This window comes from Xanthomonas euroxanthea, assembly GCF_903989455.1.
In the GTDB taxonomy this organism is placed as follows: domain Bacteria; phylum Pseudomonadota; class Gammaproteobacteria; order Xanthomonadales; family Xanthomonadaceae; genus Xanthomonas; species Xanthomonas euroxanthea.
In genome coordinates, this window is record NZ_LR861803.1 from 3685181 (window position 1) to 3701998 (window position 16818).

Annotated in this window: 11 protein-coding genes and 1 pseudogene; 6 read left to right on the forward strand and 6 right to left on the reverse strand. The window is 66.3% G+C overall.

Annotation, left to right across the window (positions count from 1 at the left end):
* Positions 1–43: 43 nt before the first annotated feature.
* The 4 genes from H7A86_RS15440 to H7A86_RS15455 all read left to right on the forward strand — a co-directional run bounded on the left by H7A86_RS15440 (position 44) and on the right by H7A86_RS15455 (position 8804).
* Positions 44–1822 carry a glycoside hydrolase family 15 protein gene (locus H7A86_RS15440; protein ID WP_104650214.1) on the forward strand — a complete coding sequence of 593 codons (1779 nt, stop codon included), beginning with the start codon at positions 44–46 and terminating at the stop codon, positions 1820–1822.
* Positions 1819–3186 carry an alpha,alpha-trehalose-phosphate synthase (UDP-forming) gene (gene otsA / locus H7A86_RS15445; protein ID WP_104583636.1) on the forward strand — a complete coding sequence of 456 codons (1368 nt, stop codon included), beginning with the start codon at positions 1819–1821 and terminating at the stop codon, positions 3184–3186. Before H7A86_RS15440 ends, otsA begins: the two co-directional genes overlap by 4 nt.
* 617 nt (positions 3187–3803) lie before the next feature.
* Positions 3804–6242 carry a glucose/quinate/shikimate family membrane-bound PQQ-dependent dehydrogenase gene (locus tag H7A86_RS15450; RefSeq protein ID WP_180708160.1) on the forward strand — a complete coding sequence of 813 codons (2439 nt, stop codon included), beginning with the start codon at positions 3804–3806 and terminating at the stop codon, positions 6240–6242.
* Between the two features lie 693 nt (positions 6243–6935).
* The gene (locus H7A86_RS15455; protein WP_119131082.1) at positions 6936–8804 is read left to right on the forward strand and encodes a methyl-accepting chemotaxis protein; all 1869 of its coding nucleotides are present in this window, start codon (positions 6936–6938) and stop codon (positions 8802–8804) included.
* Between the two features lie 338 nt (positions 8805–9142).
* On the opposite strand, the gene pgeF is transcribed toward H7A86_RS15455, so the two are convergent.
* Positions 9143–9952 carry a peptidoglycan editing factor PgeF gene (pgeF, locus tag H7A86_RS15460; RefSeq protein ID WP_119131081.1) on the reverse strand — a complete coding sequence of 270 codons (810 nt, stop codon included), beginning with the start codon at positions 9950–9952 and terminating at the stop codon, positions 9143–9145.
* 1 nt (position 9953) lies between these two features.
* Positions 9954–10949: a 23S rRNA pseudouridine(1911/1915/1917) synthase RluD gene (gene rluD / locus H7A86_RS15465; RefSeq protein WP_119131080.1), complete on the reverse strand. Its 996-nt coding sequence runs from the start codon at positions 10947–10949 to the stop codon at positions 9954–9956.
* A gap of 120 nt (positions 10950–11069) precedes the next feature.
* Here rluD and H7A86_RS15470 point away from each other — a divergent pair, with 120 nt between their 5' ends.
* Positions 11070–11951 carry an outer membrane protein assembly factor BamD gene (locus tag H7A86_RS15470; RefSeq protein WP_104583641.1) on the forward strand — a complete coding sequence of 294 codons (882 nt, stop codon included), beginning with the start codon at positions 11070–11072 and terminating at the stop codon, positions 11949–11951.
* 337 nt (positions 11952–12288) lie between these two features.
* On the forward strand, positions 12289–13275 hold the full coding sequence (locus tag H7A86_RS15475) for a glycoside hydrolase family protein (RefSeq protein WP_119131079.1): 987 nt from the start codon (positions 12289–12291) through the stop codon (positions 13273–13275).
* A gap of 9 nt (positions 13276–13284) precedes the next feature.
* Here H7A86_RS15475 and H7A86_RS15480 read toward each other — a convergent pair whose 3' ends face one another.
* The 4 genes and pseudogenes from H7A86_RS15480 to sucD all read right to left on the reverse strand — a co-directional run bounded on the left by H7A86_RS15480 (position 13285) and on the right by sucD (position 16812).
* Entirely contained in the window at positions 13285–14925 is a 1641-nt protein-coding gene (locus H7A86_RS15480; protein WP_167766610.1) for an NAD+ synthase, read from the reverse strand.
* Positions 14926–14949: 24 nt separating this feature from the next.
* Positions 14950–15318, reverse strand: a pseudogene (locus tag H7A86_RS20800) (endonuclease domain-containing protein); the annotation flags it as partial.
* 111 nt (positions 15319–15429) lie between these two features.
* Positions 15430–15861, reverse strand: coding sequence for a hypothetical protein (locus tag H7A86_RS15485; RefSeq protein WP_180707910.1), 432 nt, complete (start codon positions 15859–15861; stop codon positions 15430–15432).
* A 75-nt stretch (positions 15862–15936) separates the two neighbouring features.
* Positions 15937–16812, reverse strand: coding sequence for a succinate--CoA ligase subunit alpha (sucD, locus tag H7A86_RS15490; protein WP_047124757.1), 876 nt, complete (start codon positions 16810–16812; stop codon positions 15937–15939).
* Between the last annotated feature and the right edge of the window lie 6 nt (positions 16813–16818).

Consider the following 16818-nt stretch of genomic DNA (forward strand, 5'->3'; position numbering starts at 1 on the left):
CGGCGCGCTTCCCTCTTCTCTTCAAAAGGATCGTTCGCACTCCATGACCGAGCCAAACCTGGATCTGGGCGTCATCGGCAACTGCAGCTTTGGGGCATTGGTCGATCGGCAGGCACGTGTGGTGTGGAGTTGCCTGCCGGCCTTCGACGGCGACCCGGCATTCTGTTCGCTGCTCTCGCCCAAGGGCGAAGGCGGCGACTTTGCGGTGGAGCTGGAAGACTTCGCCAGCAGCGAGCAGCATTACCTGCCCAATACCGCCGTGCTGCGTACCGTGTTGCGCGACAGCCACGGCGGCGAAGTGGAAGTCATCGACTTCGCGCCGCGCTGGCGCAACAACGGGCGCTTCTATCGGCCCGTCAGCATCATCCGGCAGATCCGCCCGCTGGCCGGCAACCCGCGCATCATCGTGCGTGCGCGCCCGCTGGCCGACTGGGGTGGCCGCAGCCCGGAGACCACCTGGGGCAGCAACCACATCCGCTGGGTGCTGCCCGAGTTCACCCTGCGCCTGACCACCGATGTGCCGGTCCGCTTCGTGCGCGACGGCCTGCCGTTCGTGCTCAGCCACCCGGTCAACCTGGTGCTGGGCGTGGACGAATCGCTGACCCGCTCGCTCACCGGTTACGTGCAGGAAGCGCAGGAACGTACCGAGGAATACTGGCGCGAATGGGTGCGCTACCTGTCGATTCCCCTGGACTGGCAGGAAGCGGTGATCCGCAGTGCGATCACGCTCAAGCTGTGCCAGTACGAGGACAGCGGCGCCATCATCGCGGCGATGACCACCTCGATCCCGGAGGCGCCCAACACCCCGCGCAACTGGGATTACCGCTATTGCTGGTTGCGCGATGCTGCGTTCGTGGTGCGCGCGCTCAATCGCTTGGGCGCCACGCGCACGATGGAGCAGTTCATCGGCTACATCTTCAACATCGCCACCGCCGACGGCACCCTGCAGCCGCTGTACGGCGTCGGTTTTGAATCGCAGCTGGAAGAGCACGAAGTCGAGACGATGGACGGCTATCGCGGCATGGGCCCGGTACGGCGCGGCAACCTGGCCTGGATCCAGCAGCAGCACGACGTCTATGGCAGCGTGGTGCTGGCATCCACGCAGCTGTTCTTCGATCTGCGCCTGAAGGATCAGGGCGATGCGGATACCTTCCGCCGCCTGGAGCCGCTGGGTGAGCGCGCATTCGCGCTGCATGACGTGCCCGACGCCGGCCTGTGGGAATTCCGCGGCCGCGCCGAAGTGCATACCTACACCGCTGCGATGTGCTGGGCTGCCTGCGACCGGCTGTCCAAGATCGCCGACCGGCTGGTGCTGCCCGAGCGCAGCGTTTACTGGCGCGAGCGCGCCGACACCATCCGCGCGCGCGTGCTGGGCGAGGCATGGAGCGAGGAACGTGGTCATTTCACCGATACGCTGGGCGGTCACCGCCTGGATGCATCGCTGTTGCTGCTGGCCGATATCGGCATCGTCGCCAACGACGACAGCCGCTTCGTGCGCACGGTCGAAGCCGTCGGACGCGTACTCAAGCATGGCGATGCGTTGTACCGCTACATCGCACCGGATGACTTCGGTGAGCCGGAAACCAGCTTCACCATCTGCACGTTCTGGTACATCGACGCGCTGGCCGCGATCGGTCGCAAGGAGGAGGCGCGTGAATTGTTCGAGCGCATCCTCTCGCGCCGCAATCACCTCGGCTTGCTGTCCGAGGATCTATCGTTCGAAGACGGCGAAGCCTGGGGGAATTTCCCCCAGACCTATTCGCATGTGGGTTTGATCATCGCAGCGATGCGCTTGTCGCGCAGCTGGCAGGAGGCGTCATGAGTCGTTTGGTGGTGGTATCCAACCGTGTCGCGGTGCCCGGCGAAAACCGGGCCGGCGGCTTGGCGGTGGGCTTGTTGGCGGCGCTCAAGGAGCGCGGCGGCGTGTGGTTCGGCTGGAGCGGCAAGACCGTGCGCGGCGACAGCGGCGGCATGCACGAGCAGACCGAGGGCGACATCAAGTTCGTCACCATGGACCTCAACAAGCGTGACATCGATTCGTACTACAACGGATTTGCCAATCGCACGCTGTGGCCGCTGCTGCACTTCCGCCTGGACCTGGTCGACTACGACCGCGCCACCCGCGAAGGCTATATGCGGGTCAATCGGCTGTTCGCCGAAAAGCTGGCGCCGTTGTTGAAGGACAGCGACACCTTGTGGATCCACGACTACCACATGATCCCGCTGGGCGCGATGCTGCGCGAGCTGGGGGTGGGCTGCAAGATGGGCTTCTTCCTGCACGTGCCGATGCCCTCGGCCGACCTGATGCAGGCGATGCCCGATCACGCGCGCCTGTTCAGCACGTTCTACGCCTACGATCTGGTCGGCTTCCAGACCCAGCGCGACGCCGAGCGCTTCAAGGCCTATGTGCGCCTGTTCGGCGGCGGCCGCATCCTGGACGGCGATATCGTCGAGGGTCCGGGCGGGCGTCGCTTCAGTGCCGCGGCCTTCCCGATCGGGATCGATACCGAGTTGATCGCCAACCAGGCCAAGGCCTCGGTCGGCAAGCAGGCCGTGCGCGACCTGCGCGAAAGCCTGCGCGGCCGGCAACTGGCGATCGGCGTGGACCGGCTGGATTATTCCAAAGGCCTGCCGGAACGCTTCCAGGGGTTCGAACGCTATCTGGAGCGCTACCCGGAGCAGTCCGGCAGCCTGACATACCTGCAGATCGCGCCGGTGTCGCGCGGCGATGTCAACGAATATCGCCGGTTGCGCGGGCAACTGGAGCAGATCGCAGGCCATATCAACGGCGGGCATGCCGAGCCGGATTGGACGCCGCTACGCTACGTCAATCAGAACTTCAGCCATGCGACCTTGACCGGTTTCTATCGCGCCGCCTCGGTCGGGCTGGTCACGCCGCTGCGCGATGGCATGAATCTGGTCGCCAAGGAATTTGTCGCAGCGCAGGATCCGCAGGATCCCGGCGTGCTGGTGCTGTCGTTGCTGGCCGGTGCCGCCGATGAAATGAAGGAAGCGCTGCTGGTCAATCCGCACGACCTCGACGGCGTGGCCGATGCGATCGCCACCGCCGCAAGCATGCCGCTGGCAACGCGCATCGAGCGCTGGCGGGCGATGATGGATCATCTGCGCAAGAACAATATCAACCACTGGCGCCAGCGGTATTTGCAGGCGCTGGCCGATATCTGACTCGGGATTTGCGCGTTACCAGCAACACGCGACCCGCGCACACCGTAATCAGCATACAGAGGCGCCGCGCACTGCCGGCGCCTTTTTTCTTGCATCGGGAGAAAGTGCCTGAAGGGCGACGAGAATACGTCTGCCGGTGCAAGTGGAAGATGCCTGGATCGAAAATCCCGGCATGCACGACTCGCCATTCCCGAATGCCGAATCCCGCCTCATCGTTTGCGTCAATAACAAATTAGAGTTACAGCCGGATGACGCATTTTGTCGCCACGCGCGAATGCCACCCGGACCGCCTGAGATCACCGGCACTCTCCATCCCTGCGGTTTTAAGCACTTCCCGCGCTGCGATGCACGGCCTGAACACTGGTTCCCATTCCGTCACGGACACGAGCGTCGTTGCGGTCTAAAATATTCACATGAGTAGCGCTGAGAACCTGGGAGGGGCTGCGCGTTCATATCCGGACGTTCTTGTTTAGGACGTTTTAGTTAGAACACGGGCCGCCCTTCGCCAGCCTGTGATCTTTCTCCCTCCACGACTCGCCATCGCCTGCCGGTGCCTGGGTCCTTCCTGACATCTCAAAATGACTGATCAATCCTCAAAACGTGGACTAGGCACTTGGTTGCTGGTGGTCTATGCCGTGGTGATCGCCGTGCTCGGTGCGGTGCTTGCCTACGAGGGCGGCCGCCTGGTCGCCGTCGGTGGTTCCTGGTATTACCTGCTGGCGGGCATCGGCCTGTTCCTGGCCGGCGTGTTGCTGGCACTGGGCAAGCGTGCCGGCCTGTGGCTGTTTGGTGCGACGCTGGCGGCCACCATCGCCTGGGCGCTGTGGGAAGTGGGCCTGGATGGCTGGGGTCTGGTCCCGCGTCTGGCCTGGCTATCGGTGCTGGGGCTGGTGCTGCTGCCGTTCTGGGGCGTGGCCCGTCGCCGCATGCAGCCGTTGTCGGGGCTGGGCTATGTGCTGGTGACCGGCGTGCTGCCGATCCTGGGTGCGACGCTGATCCTGTGGCCGTTGCTGGCACCGCGCAATGTCGAACTGGCCGATGCCTCCAAGCTGCCGGCCGAGAACGCGACGCCCTTCAGCCGCGGCAACGTACCCAGCCCGGACGGCAACGTCGCGGCCAATCACGATGCCAGCAACTGGACCGCGTATGCCGGCTCCAACCTGTCCAACCATTACACCCCCGGCGCGCAGATCACCCCGGAAAACGCCAAGGATCTGAAGGTGGCCTGGGAGTTCCATACCGGCGACCTGAAGCCGGCCGGCTCCAAGCTGGGCTATGCCTTCCAGAACACCCCGCTCAAGGTCGGCGACCTGCTCTACATCTGCACTCCGACCCAGAAAGTGATCGCGGTGGAAGCGGCCAACGGCAAGGAGCGCTGGCGCTTCGATCCGCAGACCAATCCGAAGGCGATGGCCGGCGTTGCCGCCACCACCTGCCGCGGCGTGTCGTACTACCAGGCGCCGCAAGGCACCGCCGAGTGCCCGACGCGGATCTTCTGGCCGATGGTCGATGGCCGCCTTGGCGCGCTGGACGCGCAGACCGGCAAGCTGTGCACCAGCTTCGGCACCAACGGCTTTGTCGATCTCAACGCCGGCACCGGCAACACCAAGCCGGGCTTCGTCGGCCCGACCTCCCCGCCGGTGGTGATGCGCGGCGTGGTGATCCAGCCCACCGGCCAGGTCCGCGACGGCCAGGAAGGCGATGCGCCGTCGGGCGTGGTGCGCGGCTTCGATGCGCTCACCGGCCAGCTGCGCTGGGCCTGGGACCTGGGCAACCCGGCGATTACCGCCGAGCCGCCGGCCGGGCAGACCTACACCCGTTCGACCCCGAACGTGTGGTCGCTGATGTCCGCCGACGACGAGCTGGGCCTGGTCTATCTGCCGACCGGCAATGCCTCGGGTGATTTCTTCGGCAAGGGCCGCACCCCGCAGGATGAGGAATACACCGCTTCGCTGGTTGCCGTGGATGCGGCCACCGGCAAGGAGCGTTGGCACTTCCGCACCGTCAACCACGACCTGTGGGATTACGACATCGGCCCGCAGCCGAACCTGGTCGATTGGCCGGTGGCCGGTGGCGGTACCCGCCCGGCGGTGATCCAGGCCACCAAGTCCGGCCAGGTGTTCGTGCTGGACCGCGCCACCGGTGCACCGCTCATGCCGGTCAAGCAGATCGCCGTGCCGCAGGGCACCGATCACGGCGACTGGACCGCGGCCACGCAGCCGATCTCGCCGGGCATGCCCAATACCGTGGGCGCGCCGAGCCGTGACTACGAAACCATTATCGAATCCGATGCCTGGGGCATGACCCCGTTCGACCAGCTGGCCTGCCGCATCCAGTTCAAGCAGCTGCGCTACGAAGGCATGTTCACCCCGCCGACCCTGCAAGGCTCGCTGGCCTTCACCGGCAACCACGGCGGCATCAACTGGGGCGGCGTCTCGGTCGATCTGCAGCGCGGCATCATGGTGATGAACAGCAATCGCCTGCCCTACACCCTGCAGGTCTACACCCGCGAGAAGATGAATGAGCTGGGCGTGGTATCGGTGTTCGACGGCAAGAGCAAGACGCCCGGCTACATGGCGCAGAAGGGTCTGGCCTACGGCGCCCGCAAGGAGCCGTGGATGTCGCCGCTCAACACGCCGTGCGTGGCACCGCCGTGGGGCTACATCTCCGGCGTGGACCTGCGCACCCAGCAGGTGATCTGGCGCCGTCCGCTGGGCACCGGTTACGACCAGGGCCCGATGGGCATCCCGTCCAAGACCAAGTTCGAGATCGGCACGCCCAACAACAGCGGCTCGCTGGCCACCGCCGGCGGCGTGACCTTCATCGGCGCGTCCCTGGATGATTTCATGCGCGGCTTCGACACCCGCACCGGCAAGCAGGTCTGGGAGACCCGCGTGCCGGCTGGCCCGCAGGCCGCGCCGCTGAGCTACACCATCGACGGCAAGCAGTACATCGTGGCCGCAGTGGGCGGACACGACCGCATGGAAACCAAGTCGGGCGACAGCGTGATCGCCTGGGCGCTGCCGGACGAGGCAGGCGCCAAGCCGGCGAAGTAAGCCGGTGTAGCGTCAGCTAGTTAGGTATCGATAGACCGGCCATCGTGAGATGGCCGGTTTTTTTTTGGGGATTGGGGAATCGGGAATCGGGAATCGGGAAAAGCGTCTTCCTGTCGCTGTTTGGGCTGGGCTGGGCCTGTGGGTCGCCTGATTCCCCGATTCTCCATTCCGCTCTTCGATGTCTATTCGTGGCGTTTCGCTGATCTGGGTCTGTAGGGCATCCGACTCCCTATTTCCCGATTCCCGATTCCCTATTCCCGATTCCCTATTCCCGATTCCCTATTCCCGATTCCCGATTCCCGATTCCCGATTCCCGATTCTCCATTCCCGGTTCCCGCGCCTTGATGTGTATTCGTGGCGTGGCGCTGCGGCCAGTCTTGGTCACAGGCACGCGATCAAATGGCGTGGAGTCCAGGTCTACGAAGTGTTGACGGCAGCCATCAATATTTCACGTTGAATTTACAATTTGGAGGCAGGTGTCTAGTGACACCTCACGGCTCTGCGGTGTACCGGGCGGCACTGAAACCGCTTCCAAATCAACTACATCGGGGTTTTCAGGGGTACGGCCGACAGATTCCGACAAACGGCAATTTCACGCCGTCATGATTCGGGCTCGTCCGCCGATACCCCATAGCAGCCCATGCAGTGCAGGACAGCGCTCCTCACTCCGAATCACTCCGTTGGACTCAGCCTATGTCGCCCTCATTCGATGCCACTGCCGTCTCCCGCCCGCCTTCCGGCCGGAGCCTCGCGCGTCTCACCAGGGCCACATGGCTGCCTGCCGCTGCACAGATCGGGCTGCTGGCCTTGCTCACGCTCTACGCCGCAACGCTGCTGCCCGGCGGCGCCTGGGCCGGGTTGGCGCGCCTGCTGCCGGCGCTGCTGGTGCTGGGCGCGGCAAGTGCGGGGTTGTGGTGGTGGTCGCGCCGCCGCAACGTCGCGCAACTGGAACAGGCCGTCGGCACGGTGACGGCCATCGGTGACGGGCACTTCCAGCGCCTGGACCTGCGCAACGCCGCCGGCGAGCTCGCGCCGTTGCTGCATGCGCTGCAGGCAACCCAGGACAGGCTGGCCATCCGCCTGGATGTGATGGAACAGGGCCTGCGCCACGGCCAGTTCGTGATCAAGGCGCTGGACGACCTGGACACCATGATCCGCATCGCCGACGACGATGGCCAGGTGCTGTTTGCCAACCGCAAGCTGCTGGCGATGCTCAAGCTGATCGAGCCGGATGTGCAGAGCTTCCGCCCCGGCTTCCATGCCGAAGGGTTCGTCGGCGGCAGCATCGGCGACATCTATCCCGACAGCCAGGCCGCGATCGACCGCATGCGTGCATTGACCGCCTCCAAGGCGGTGCGCGCGCCGTTCTTCGGCCGCCAGATCGACTTCGTCTACAGCCCGATCATCGCCGCCGATGGCGCCAGGCTGGGCACCATCGCACAGTGGGTGGACGTCACCGCGCAGGTCGACGCCGAGCAGACGCTGATCCAGATCATCGATGCCGCCGCGGCCGGCGATTTCAGCCGGCGCATGCAGATCGACGGCATGGACGGCGTACTGCTGTCGCTGGCCCAGGGCATCAACCGCATCTACGACTCGGTGGAAACCCACCTGGCCGCGTTGGCGCGCGTGATCGGTGCCCTGGCCGACGGCGACCTCACCCAGCGCGTGGACGGCGATGCGCACGGCATCTTTGCGCGCCTGCGCGACGACACCAACCAGACCGTGACCCGTCTGACCGAGATCATCGGCGGTATCCAGATCGCATCGGACACGATCCGCCGCGCGGCGATGGAAATCGCCGCCGGCAACACCGACCTGTCCGAGCGCACCGAGCAGCAGGCCGCCAATCTGGAAGAAACCGCCAGCTCCATGGAGGAACTCACCTCCACCGTGAAGCAGAACGCCGACAGCGCGCTGCAGGCCAACCGGCTGGTGGTGGGCACCGGCGAAGTGGCGCAGAACGGCGGCCAGGTGATGGACGCTGTGGTGTCCACCATGGGCCAGATCAGCACCGCCTCGCGCAAGATCGGCGAGATCATCGGCGTCATCGACGGCATCGCCTTCCAGACCAATATCCTGGCGCTCAATGCCGCAGTGGAAGCCGCCCGCGCTGGCGAGCAGGGCCGCGGCTTTGCGGTGGTCGCCTCGGAGGTGCGCGCCCTGGCGCGGCGCTCGGCCGATGCGGCCAAGGAGATCAAGACGCTGATCGCCGACTCCACCGACAAGGTCGAACTCGGCTCGGGCCTGGTGCACCGCGCCGGGGCGACCATGCGCGAGATCGTCGGCTCGGTCAAACACGTCACCGACATCATGAGCGAGATCACCGCCGCCAGCGCCGAGCAATCCAGCGGCATCGAACAGGTCAACCGCACCGTCGCGCAACTGGACGAAGTCACCCAGCGCAACGCCGCATTGGTGGAAGAAGCCACCGCCGCCGCGCGCAGTCTGGAAGAACAGGCCGTGGACCTGGCCGATGCGGTGTCGATCTTCCGCCTGCAGCCTGCGCACGGCGGCACCCCGAAGGTAGTGCGCGCAGATTTCGGAAACGCCGCAGCGTAAGCCGCCGTCACCCAGAGCGCAGAATCACCGTAGGAGCGCACCTGGGCGCGATGAGGCTTTCCCGGTAACGCCCCATCGCGCCCAGGTGCGCTCCTACACCTGTCTGCCATCCCATCCAGCACGCGCGACCGACCAACGCTGCAAATCAGCGAGCCATCGTAAAAATCGCCCACGCTACGTAGGAGCGCACCCGGGCGCGACGAAGCATTACCAGTAAGCCCATCGCGCCCATGTGCGCCCCCACATCGGGCTGCGGCGCTAGTCCAGAAACCGCGCGTGCTGCTCCGGCGCAGGCAGCTGCACGAACGCGTCCGGCCCCAGCACGAACAACGGCATGCTCAGGGCGCGATCCAGGCCAGCGTGGCCATGCGTCCGCTACGGCGGTCGCGACGATGCGAGAAGAAGCGTTGCGGCTCGGAAATGGTGCACAGCCCGCCGCCGTGGATGGCGCTGGCCGGCACACCGGCACGCTGCAGGCGCTGACGCGCCAATGCATACAGATCCACCCGCCAATGCCCCGGGCGGGTCGCAACGAACGCGGCGCGTGCCTGCGCATCGTGCGCGACGAAGGCGTGGAACACGTCTTCGCCGATTTCATACACCTGCGGTCCCGCTGCCGGCCCCAGCCAGACCCTCACCTGCTGTGGCGGCGTGCGCATCGCCGCCACGCTGCGCTCCAGCATGCCGTCGGCCAGGCCGCGCCAGCCGGCATGCGCGGCGGCCACTTCGCTACCATCCCTGGCCGCGAGCACGACCGGCAGGCAGTCGGCGGTGAGGATCGCCAGCACCACGCCGGGCACCGCAGTCACCGCTGCGTCGGCAACCGGTTCCTGCGCAGCTGGGGCGACAGTGCCTGCGGCACGCACCCGCTCGCCAGGCGCAGGCGCGTCGACGCGCAGCACCTCTACCCCATGCACCTGACGCAGCCACTGCGGGGTGCCGGGCAGTGCCAACGCCTCGACCAGCAGCGCCCGGTTGCGTTCCACCTGCTCGGGCACGTCGCCCTCGGCACTGTGGCGGTTGCCGAGGTTGAGCGTGTCGAACGGCGCCAGCGAGCCGCCCAGGCCGTAGCGCAGCGTGGTCAGCGCATGGATGCGCGGCGGCGCCGGCCAGTCGGCCGGCAGCACGAAGGGCGCGGCGGCGGCCATCTCAGCGGCGTGCCAGCTCGGCGGCGCGTGCGCTGTCTTCGCGCAGCGCGGTCATCAGCCGCTGCAGGTCGGCCGGCACCGGCGCGCTGGCGCGCACCGGCTCGCCGCTGACCGGGTGCAGGAACTCCAGGGTTTCGGCATGCAATGCCTGGCGCTTGAAGGTACGCAGCTCATGCACCAGTTCGTCGCTGGCGCCCTTGGGCAGCTTCAGCGCGCCGCCGTACAGCGGGTCGCCGACGATCGGCGATTTCAGGTGCGCCATGTGCACGCGAATCTGATGGGTGCGCCCGGTTTCCAGCCGGCATTCCAGCGCGGTATGCGCGCGGAAGCGCTCGCGCAGGCGGTAATGGGTGACCGCATCGCGGCCGTCGTCGCGTACCGCCATCTTCAGCCGATCGCGCGGATGGCGGTCGATCGGCGCATTGGCGGTGCCGCCGGAGACCAGCGCGCCCACCACCACCGCCAGGTACTGGCGGTGCACATCGCGTGCGGACAGCTGCTCCACCAACGCGGTCTGCGCTTGCACGGTGCGCGCCACCACCATCACCCCGCTGGTGTCCTTGTCCAGCCGGTGCACCACGCCGGCGCGCGGCACCGCCGCCAGCGCCGGGTCGCGGAACAGCAAGGCGTTGACCAGGGTGCCGTCCGGGTTGCCGGCACCCGGGTGGACCACCAGCCCGGCCGGCTTGTCGATCACCAGCACCTGGTCGTCTTCGTACAGCACGCTCAGCGGGATGTCCTGCGGCGCGGCATGGGTCTGGGTTTCCAGCACCACCTGCACCTGCACGCTCTCGCCGCCGCGCAAGGTGTCGCGCGGGCGCGCCATTTCCCCGTTCAGCAGCGCATCGCCGGACTTGATCCACTCCGACAGGCGCGAACGCGAGAATTCGGGAAACAGCTCGGCCAGCACCGCGTCGAAACGGCGTCCTGCGGCGTTGTCGGGCACGATGGCCTGGCGGATGGACGGGTCGAGGGGGTCGGCAGATGGGTCGGACATGGACACAGGCACTCGGGCAAAAGCGGGAATTTGGGGGTCCGGGCGGCGGGAGTCAGTCGCCGGACAGGCCACTAGGCTATCATCGCGCTCTCGTTTTCCTGATGCGTCCTGCCCAGACCCATGATCCGACGGTCCACGTTTTCCGCGCCTGCGCGCCTGATTGCCCTCATGCTGGTCATGGCGTTCGTCGTCACCGGCTGCCACCGCGGCGCCAAGGACAAGAATCCCGACGAGGGCATGCCGGTCGAGCAGCTCTACGGCAAGGGCCACGACCTGATGGAAAAAGGCAACTGGGCCGGCGCCGAAGCCAGCTACAAGCGCCTGATCGCCCAGTACCCGTATGGCCCGTACACCGAGCAGGCGATGATCGAAACCGCCTACGCCCAGTACAAGGCCGGCAAGCACGACGACACCGTCTCCAGCGTCGACCGCTTCATCCGGACCTATCCCACGCACCGCAACATCTCGTATCTGTACTACCTGCGCGGGCTGGCCAACAGCAACCGCGACACGGTGTTCCTGCGCCGCGTGTGGTCGCTGGATCCGAGCCGCCGCGACCTGTCCTCGCCGCAGCAGGCCTACAACGACTTCAACACCGTGACCGACCGCTACCCGAACAGCCGCTACGCGCCGGATGCGCGCAAGCGCATGATCGAGCTGCGCGACGTGTTCGCCCAGCACGAACTGGACAACGCGCTGTATTACCTGCGCCGCAATGCCTGGGTGTCGGCCGCCGGTCGCGCCAACTACCTGCTGGAAACCTATCCGCAGAGCGCCTACCAATACGACGCGGTGGCGGTGCTGGCCGAGGCCTACACCCACCTGGGCAACAAGACCCTGGCCGCCGATGCCCGCCGCGTGCTGGAGCTCAACAGCCCGCAGCATCCGTGGCTGACCGGCAATTGGCCGAAGTACCCGTGGGCCATCCGCAAGCTCAACCCGTTCGCCGGCGAGAAGTCCGCCGCCACCGGTCAGCGCAATGCACAGATGAGCCGCGACTGAGCGATCAGCCGCCGGTGTGATGAGAAGGGGCCGCAAGGCCCCTTTTCTTATTGCGGCAATGCCGCTGCCGCAATGCCGGTGGCAGCGGCGCGACTGAGTGTTGCAGGCGCCTGCCGTGCCTGACGACAGCCAGGCCCGATCAAGCGACAGATCGATCGTCCCGCACTACGGACGTGCACGCTTGCACACCACGCGTCCTCGCGCCGCCGAGCGCGCTTGCCTGCGGCAGTTGCGTTCACCTCGCCAGACCTGGCACCAGGTCACCGAACCGCGCCTGCGCGCTGCCTATACTCGGCCTCGGCAAGATCATTCCCGCTGACGCCCGCCAGGAGGCCGCATGTCCCGCTGCATCGTCCCGTTCATGCTTGGCCTGCTGCTGGCGGCAATGACCACCACCGCCAGCGCGGCTCCCATCGTCTACGGCGTCAACGCCCACGACAGCCGCTCCGCCTACCCGATCGCCCAGGCCGAGGCCCGCTTCAAGCTGCTGGCCACGCGCAATCTGCGCAGCTACCGCTTCGATGTGGACCCGCGCGATTACGCCACGCTGGATGTGCTGGTCCCGCTGGCGCGCAAGTACGGCATCACGCTGCGCCCGATGGTGTACCCGATGTCGCGCGAGGTCGGTTACCAGCTGGCGCGTCGTTATGCGGCCGACATCAAGGTCTGGGAGATCGGCAACGAACAGGATCTGGTGCGCGCAGAGGCCGATGCCCGCATCGCGGCGATGACCACGATGTACCTGGGCATGCGCCAGGCCTCCAACGAACTGGGCGCCGGCCTGCGCTTCACCATCAACATCACCGCCTGCAACAGCGACGACCACACCGCCAACGCACGCTGCCCGGGTGACCGCAATGGCTCGCTGTGGTTCCTGGCCAAGGCCAAGGCGGCCGGCTTCAACTTCGACCACATCAGCTTCCACTACTACGCCTTCCACCAGGACGCCGGCTACTGGAGCACGTTGTATCTGGGCCAGCTGCGCACCGCCGCGCAGACCTACAAGACGCCGGTGTTCTTCAACGAGCTGAACTGTGCGGAGATCTACACCGGCAATACCACCGGCGGTGCGGAAGGCGACCGCGGCTGCTACGACAGCCTGGCGCAGCTGCTGCGCAACGTGCGCGACAACTACGCCGACGTGGTGTCCGAGGTGAACGTCTACGAATTGCTGGACCAGACCAGCATCGAGGGCGCCGAAGGTCATTTCGGCCTGATGTACGACCTGACGCGGCCCAAGCCGACGCTGGACCTGCTCACCCGCTTCGCCCAGGCGCCGGCCGCCGCAGCGGTGGCCAATGCGCCGGACGACCGACCGCAATAGCCAATCGGGCTACTGGCCAGAATACCCATTGGTGATCGGGTAACGCCGCTCGCGACCGAACGCGCGCCGCGACACCTTCGGCCCGGGCGCGGCCTGGTGGCGCTTCCATTCGTTGAGCCGCACCAGCCGCAGCACGTGTTCCACCGTATCGGCGGCGTAGCCAGCCGCGACGATGTCGTCGCGCGACTGTTCCTGGTCGACGTAGCGATACAGGATCCCGTCCAGCACATCGTAGGGCGGCAGCGAATCCTGGTCGGTCTGGTTGTCGCGCAACTCGGCCGAGGGCGGGCGCGAAATCACTGCCGGCGGAATCACCGGCGCCCCGCCCACGGTATTGCGCCACTTGGCCAGGCCGAACACTTCGGTCTTGTACAGGTCCTTGAGCGGGGCGTAGCCGCCGCACATGTCGCCATAGATGGTGGCGTACCCCACCGCGTACTCGCTCTTGTTGCCGGTGGTCAGCAACAGCCCGCCGAACTTGTTGGACAGCGCCATCAGGATCACGCCGCGGCTGCGCGACTGCAGGTTTTCTTCGGTGATGTCCGGCTGGGTGCCTTCGAACATCGGCCCCAGCGCGGCGAGCAGGCCTTCGAACGCCGGCTCGATCGCGATGGTTTCCAGCTTGACGCCCAGCGCGCGGCATTGCTCGTCGGCCAGGTCGTTGGACAGATTGGCCGTGTAGCGCGACGGCAGCCGCACCGCGGTAACGTTGTCGCCGCCCAGCGCGTCGACCGCCATCGCCAGCACCAGCGCCGAATCGATGCCGCCGGACAGGCCCAGCCACACCTTGCTGAAACCGTTCTTGCGGCAGTAGTCCTGCAGCCCGCGCACCACGGCGCGCCAGGCCAGCGCATCCATGCTTTCGTCGCCGTCGTCCACCCACACCACCGGAGTGAAGCTGCGCTCGCCGGCGGCGTAGTCCACCACCAGCCACTGATCGACGAACGCGGCTGCGGCCGGATGCACGGTGCCGTCGCCATCGGCCACCACCGACGCGCCGTCGAACACCAGCGCATCCTGCCCGCCGACCACGTTGAGATAGGCAATCGCCGCCCCGCTCTCGCGGGTGCGCTCGGCCAGCAAGGCATCGCGCTGCGCATGCTTGCCGCGCTCGTAGGGCGAGGCGTTGGGCACCAGCACCAGCTCGGCGCCGGCCTGCACGGTCCTGGCCAACGGCTCGACAAACCACAGGTCCTCGCAGATCACCACGCCCACCTGCACGCCCTTGACCGTGACCACGCAGTCATCGCCATCCGGGTCCACGTCGAAATAGCGGCGCTCGTCGAATACCGCGTAATTGGGCAGCTCGCGCTTGCGGTACGTCGCTTCGATGCGCCCGTCGCGCAACACGCTGGCGGCGTTGTAGACCACGCTGCCGGCACTCTGCGGCCAGCCGACCACCGCCACGACCCCGCGCGTGCTGGCGGCGATGCGCGCCAGCGCTTCCTCGCAATGGGCCAGAAAACCGGGCCGCAGCAGCAGATCTTCCGGCGGGTAACCGCTGATCGCCAGCTCGGGAAACAGCACGATGTCCGCATCGAACTCATCGCGCGCTGCCGCGATGAAGTCGATGATGCGATCGGTATTGCGCGCCACGGCACCGACCGGAAAGTCGAACTGCGCCATGGCAATGCGGAGCGTCTGGGACATGTCAACGGCCTTGTGCGTGTGTTTTCCGAAGCACGGAAGCGGAAAGGGAGGACGAGCCGCAAGCAGACCTCGCGCGATCATCTCGCAGACGTCGTCGCCACTCGCCAGCACCGCATTATTCCAGAAGCGCAGCACCTGGAAGCCCTCGCGGCGCAGGAAAGCATCGCGCGTGGCATCTGCACCCGGCAGCAGGTGCTGGCTACCGTCGATTTCGACGATCAACGCCCGGGCGAGGCAGACGAAATCGACGATGTAGGGCCCGATGGGGACCTGACGCCGGAATTTGAAGCCGAGCAGACGCCGATCTCGCAACCGATACCAAAGTGCGCGCTCGGCGGCGGTCATCTCACGACGCAGGCGCTTGGCGAATCCGGTCTTGGCGGCGTGGCGCATCGACATTCTCGGCAGGAGGATGGCCACGGTGACTGGTGCCGCCCGGGTGGCGCCATCGGTGTCGATGGCGCTTTGGCGTCGGAGATCGCCGCGCGGGAAGCGCCCTCACCCCTACCCCTCTCCCGCAGGCGGGAGAGGGATGTCGCTGCCGGCGGGGGCTTGGGCAGCGGCAGTTGCCTGACCGCGGTGTGCTCCGTCGATTTGCCGGAGAACGACAAACCTGGCGTGCTTGAGAACATGACCGGGCTCTTGCTCCTGCTTTTGCTCCTGCTTTTGCTCCTGCTTTTGCTCCTGCTTTTGCTCCTGCTTTTGCTCCTGCTTTTGCTCCTGCTTTTGCTCCTGCTTTTGCTCCTGCTTTTGCTCCTGCTCCTGCTCCTGCTCCTGCTCTTGCTCTTGCTCCTGCTCTTGCTCCTGCTCTTGCTGTTGCTCCTGCTCTTGCTGTTGCTCTTGCTGTTGCTCTTGCTGTTGCTCTTGCTGTTGCTCTTGCTGTTGCTCCCTTCTCCCGCCTGCGGGAGAAGGTGCCCGAAGGGCGGATGAGGGCATGCTTCCAAACACCCACAAAAAAGGCCGCCCGAAGGCGGCCTCTCTGACGCTCACACGCTTGCGCGCGCGGCGTGCTTACTTCACCAGCGCAGCAATCGCCGCACCCAGATCGCCCGGCGAACGGACGGTCTTGACGCCAGCGGCTTCCATCGCCGCGAACTTGCCTTCGGCAGTGCCCTTGCCGCCCGATGCGATCGCACCGGCGTGGCCCATGCGCTTGCCGGCCGGCGCCGAGGCACCGGCGATGAAGCCGACGACCGGCTTCTTCACGAACTGCTTGATGTACTCGGCGCCAGCTTCCTCGGCGTCGCCACCGATTTCGCCGACCATGATGATGCCTTCGGTCTGCGGGTCTTCGTTGAACAGCTTGAGGCAGTCGACGAAGTTCAGGCCGTTGATCGGATCGCCACCGATACCGATGCAGGTGCTCTGGCCCAGGCCCACTTCGGTGGTCTGCTTGACCGCTTCATAGGTCAGCGTGCCCGAACGCGACACGATGCCGATCTTGCCCGGCTTGTGGATGTGGCCCGGCATGATGCCGATCTTGCACTCGCCCGGGGTGATCACGCCGGGGCAGTTCGGCCCGATCAGCACGGTGTCCGGATGCGAGCGGGTCAGCACGTTCTTGACGCGCAGCATGTCCAGTACCGGGATGCCTTCGGTGATGCAGACGATGACCTTGATGCCGGCCGCAGCCGCTTCCAGGATCGCATCGGCCGCGTACGGCGGCGGCACGTAGATCACCGACGCGTCTGCGCCGGTGGCCTTGACGGCATCGGCCACGGTGTTGAACACCGGCAGGTCGATATGCGTGGTGCCGCCCTTGCCCGGCGTCACGCCGCCGACGACCTGGGTGCCGTACTCGATCATCTGAGTGGCGTGGAAGGTGCCCTGCTGGCCGGTGAAGCCCTGCACGATCACCTTGGTGTTCTTGTTAATCAAAACGGACATGGATAG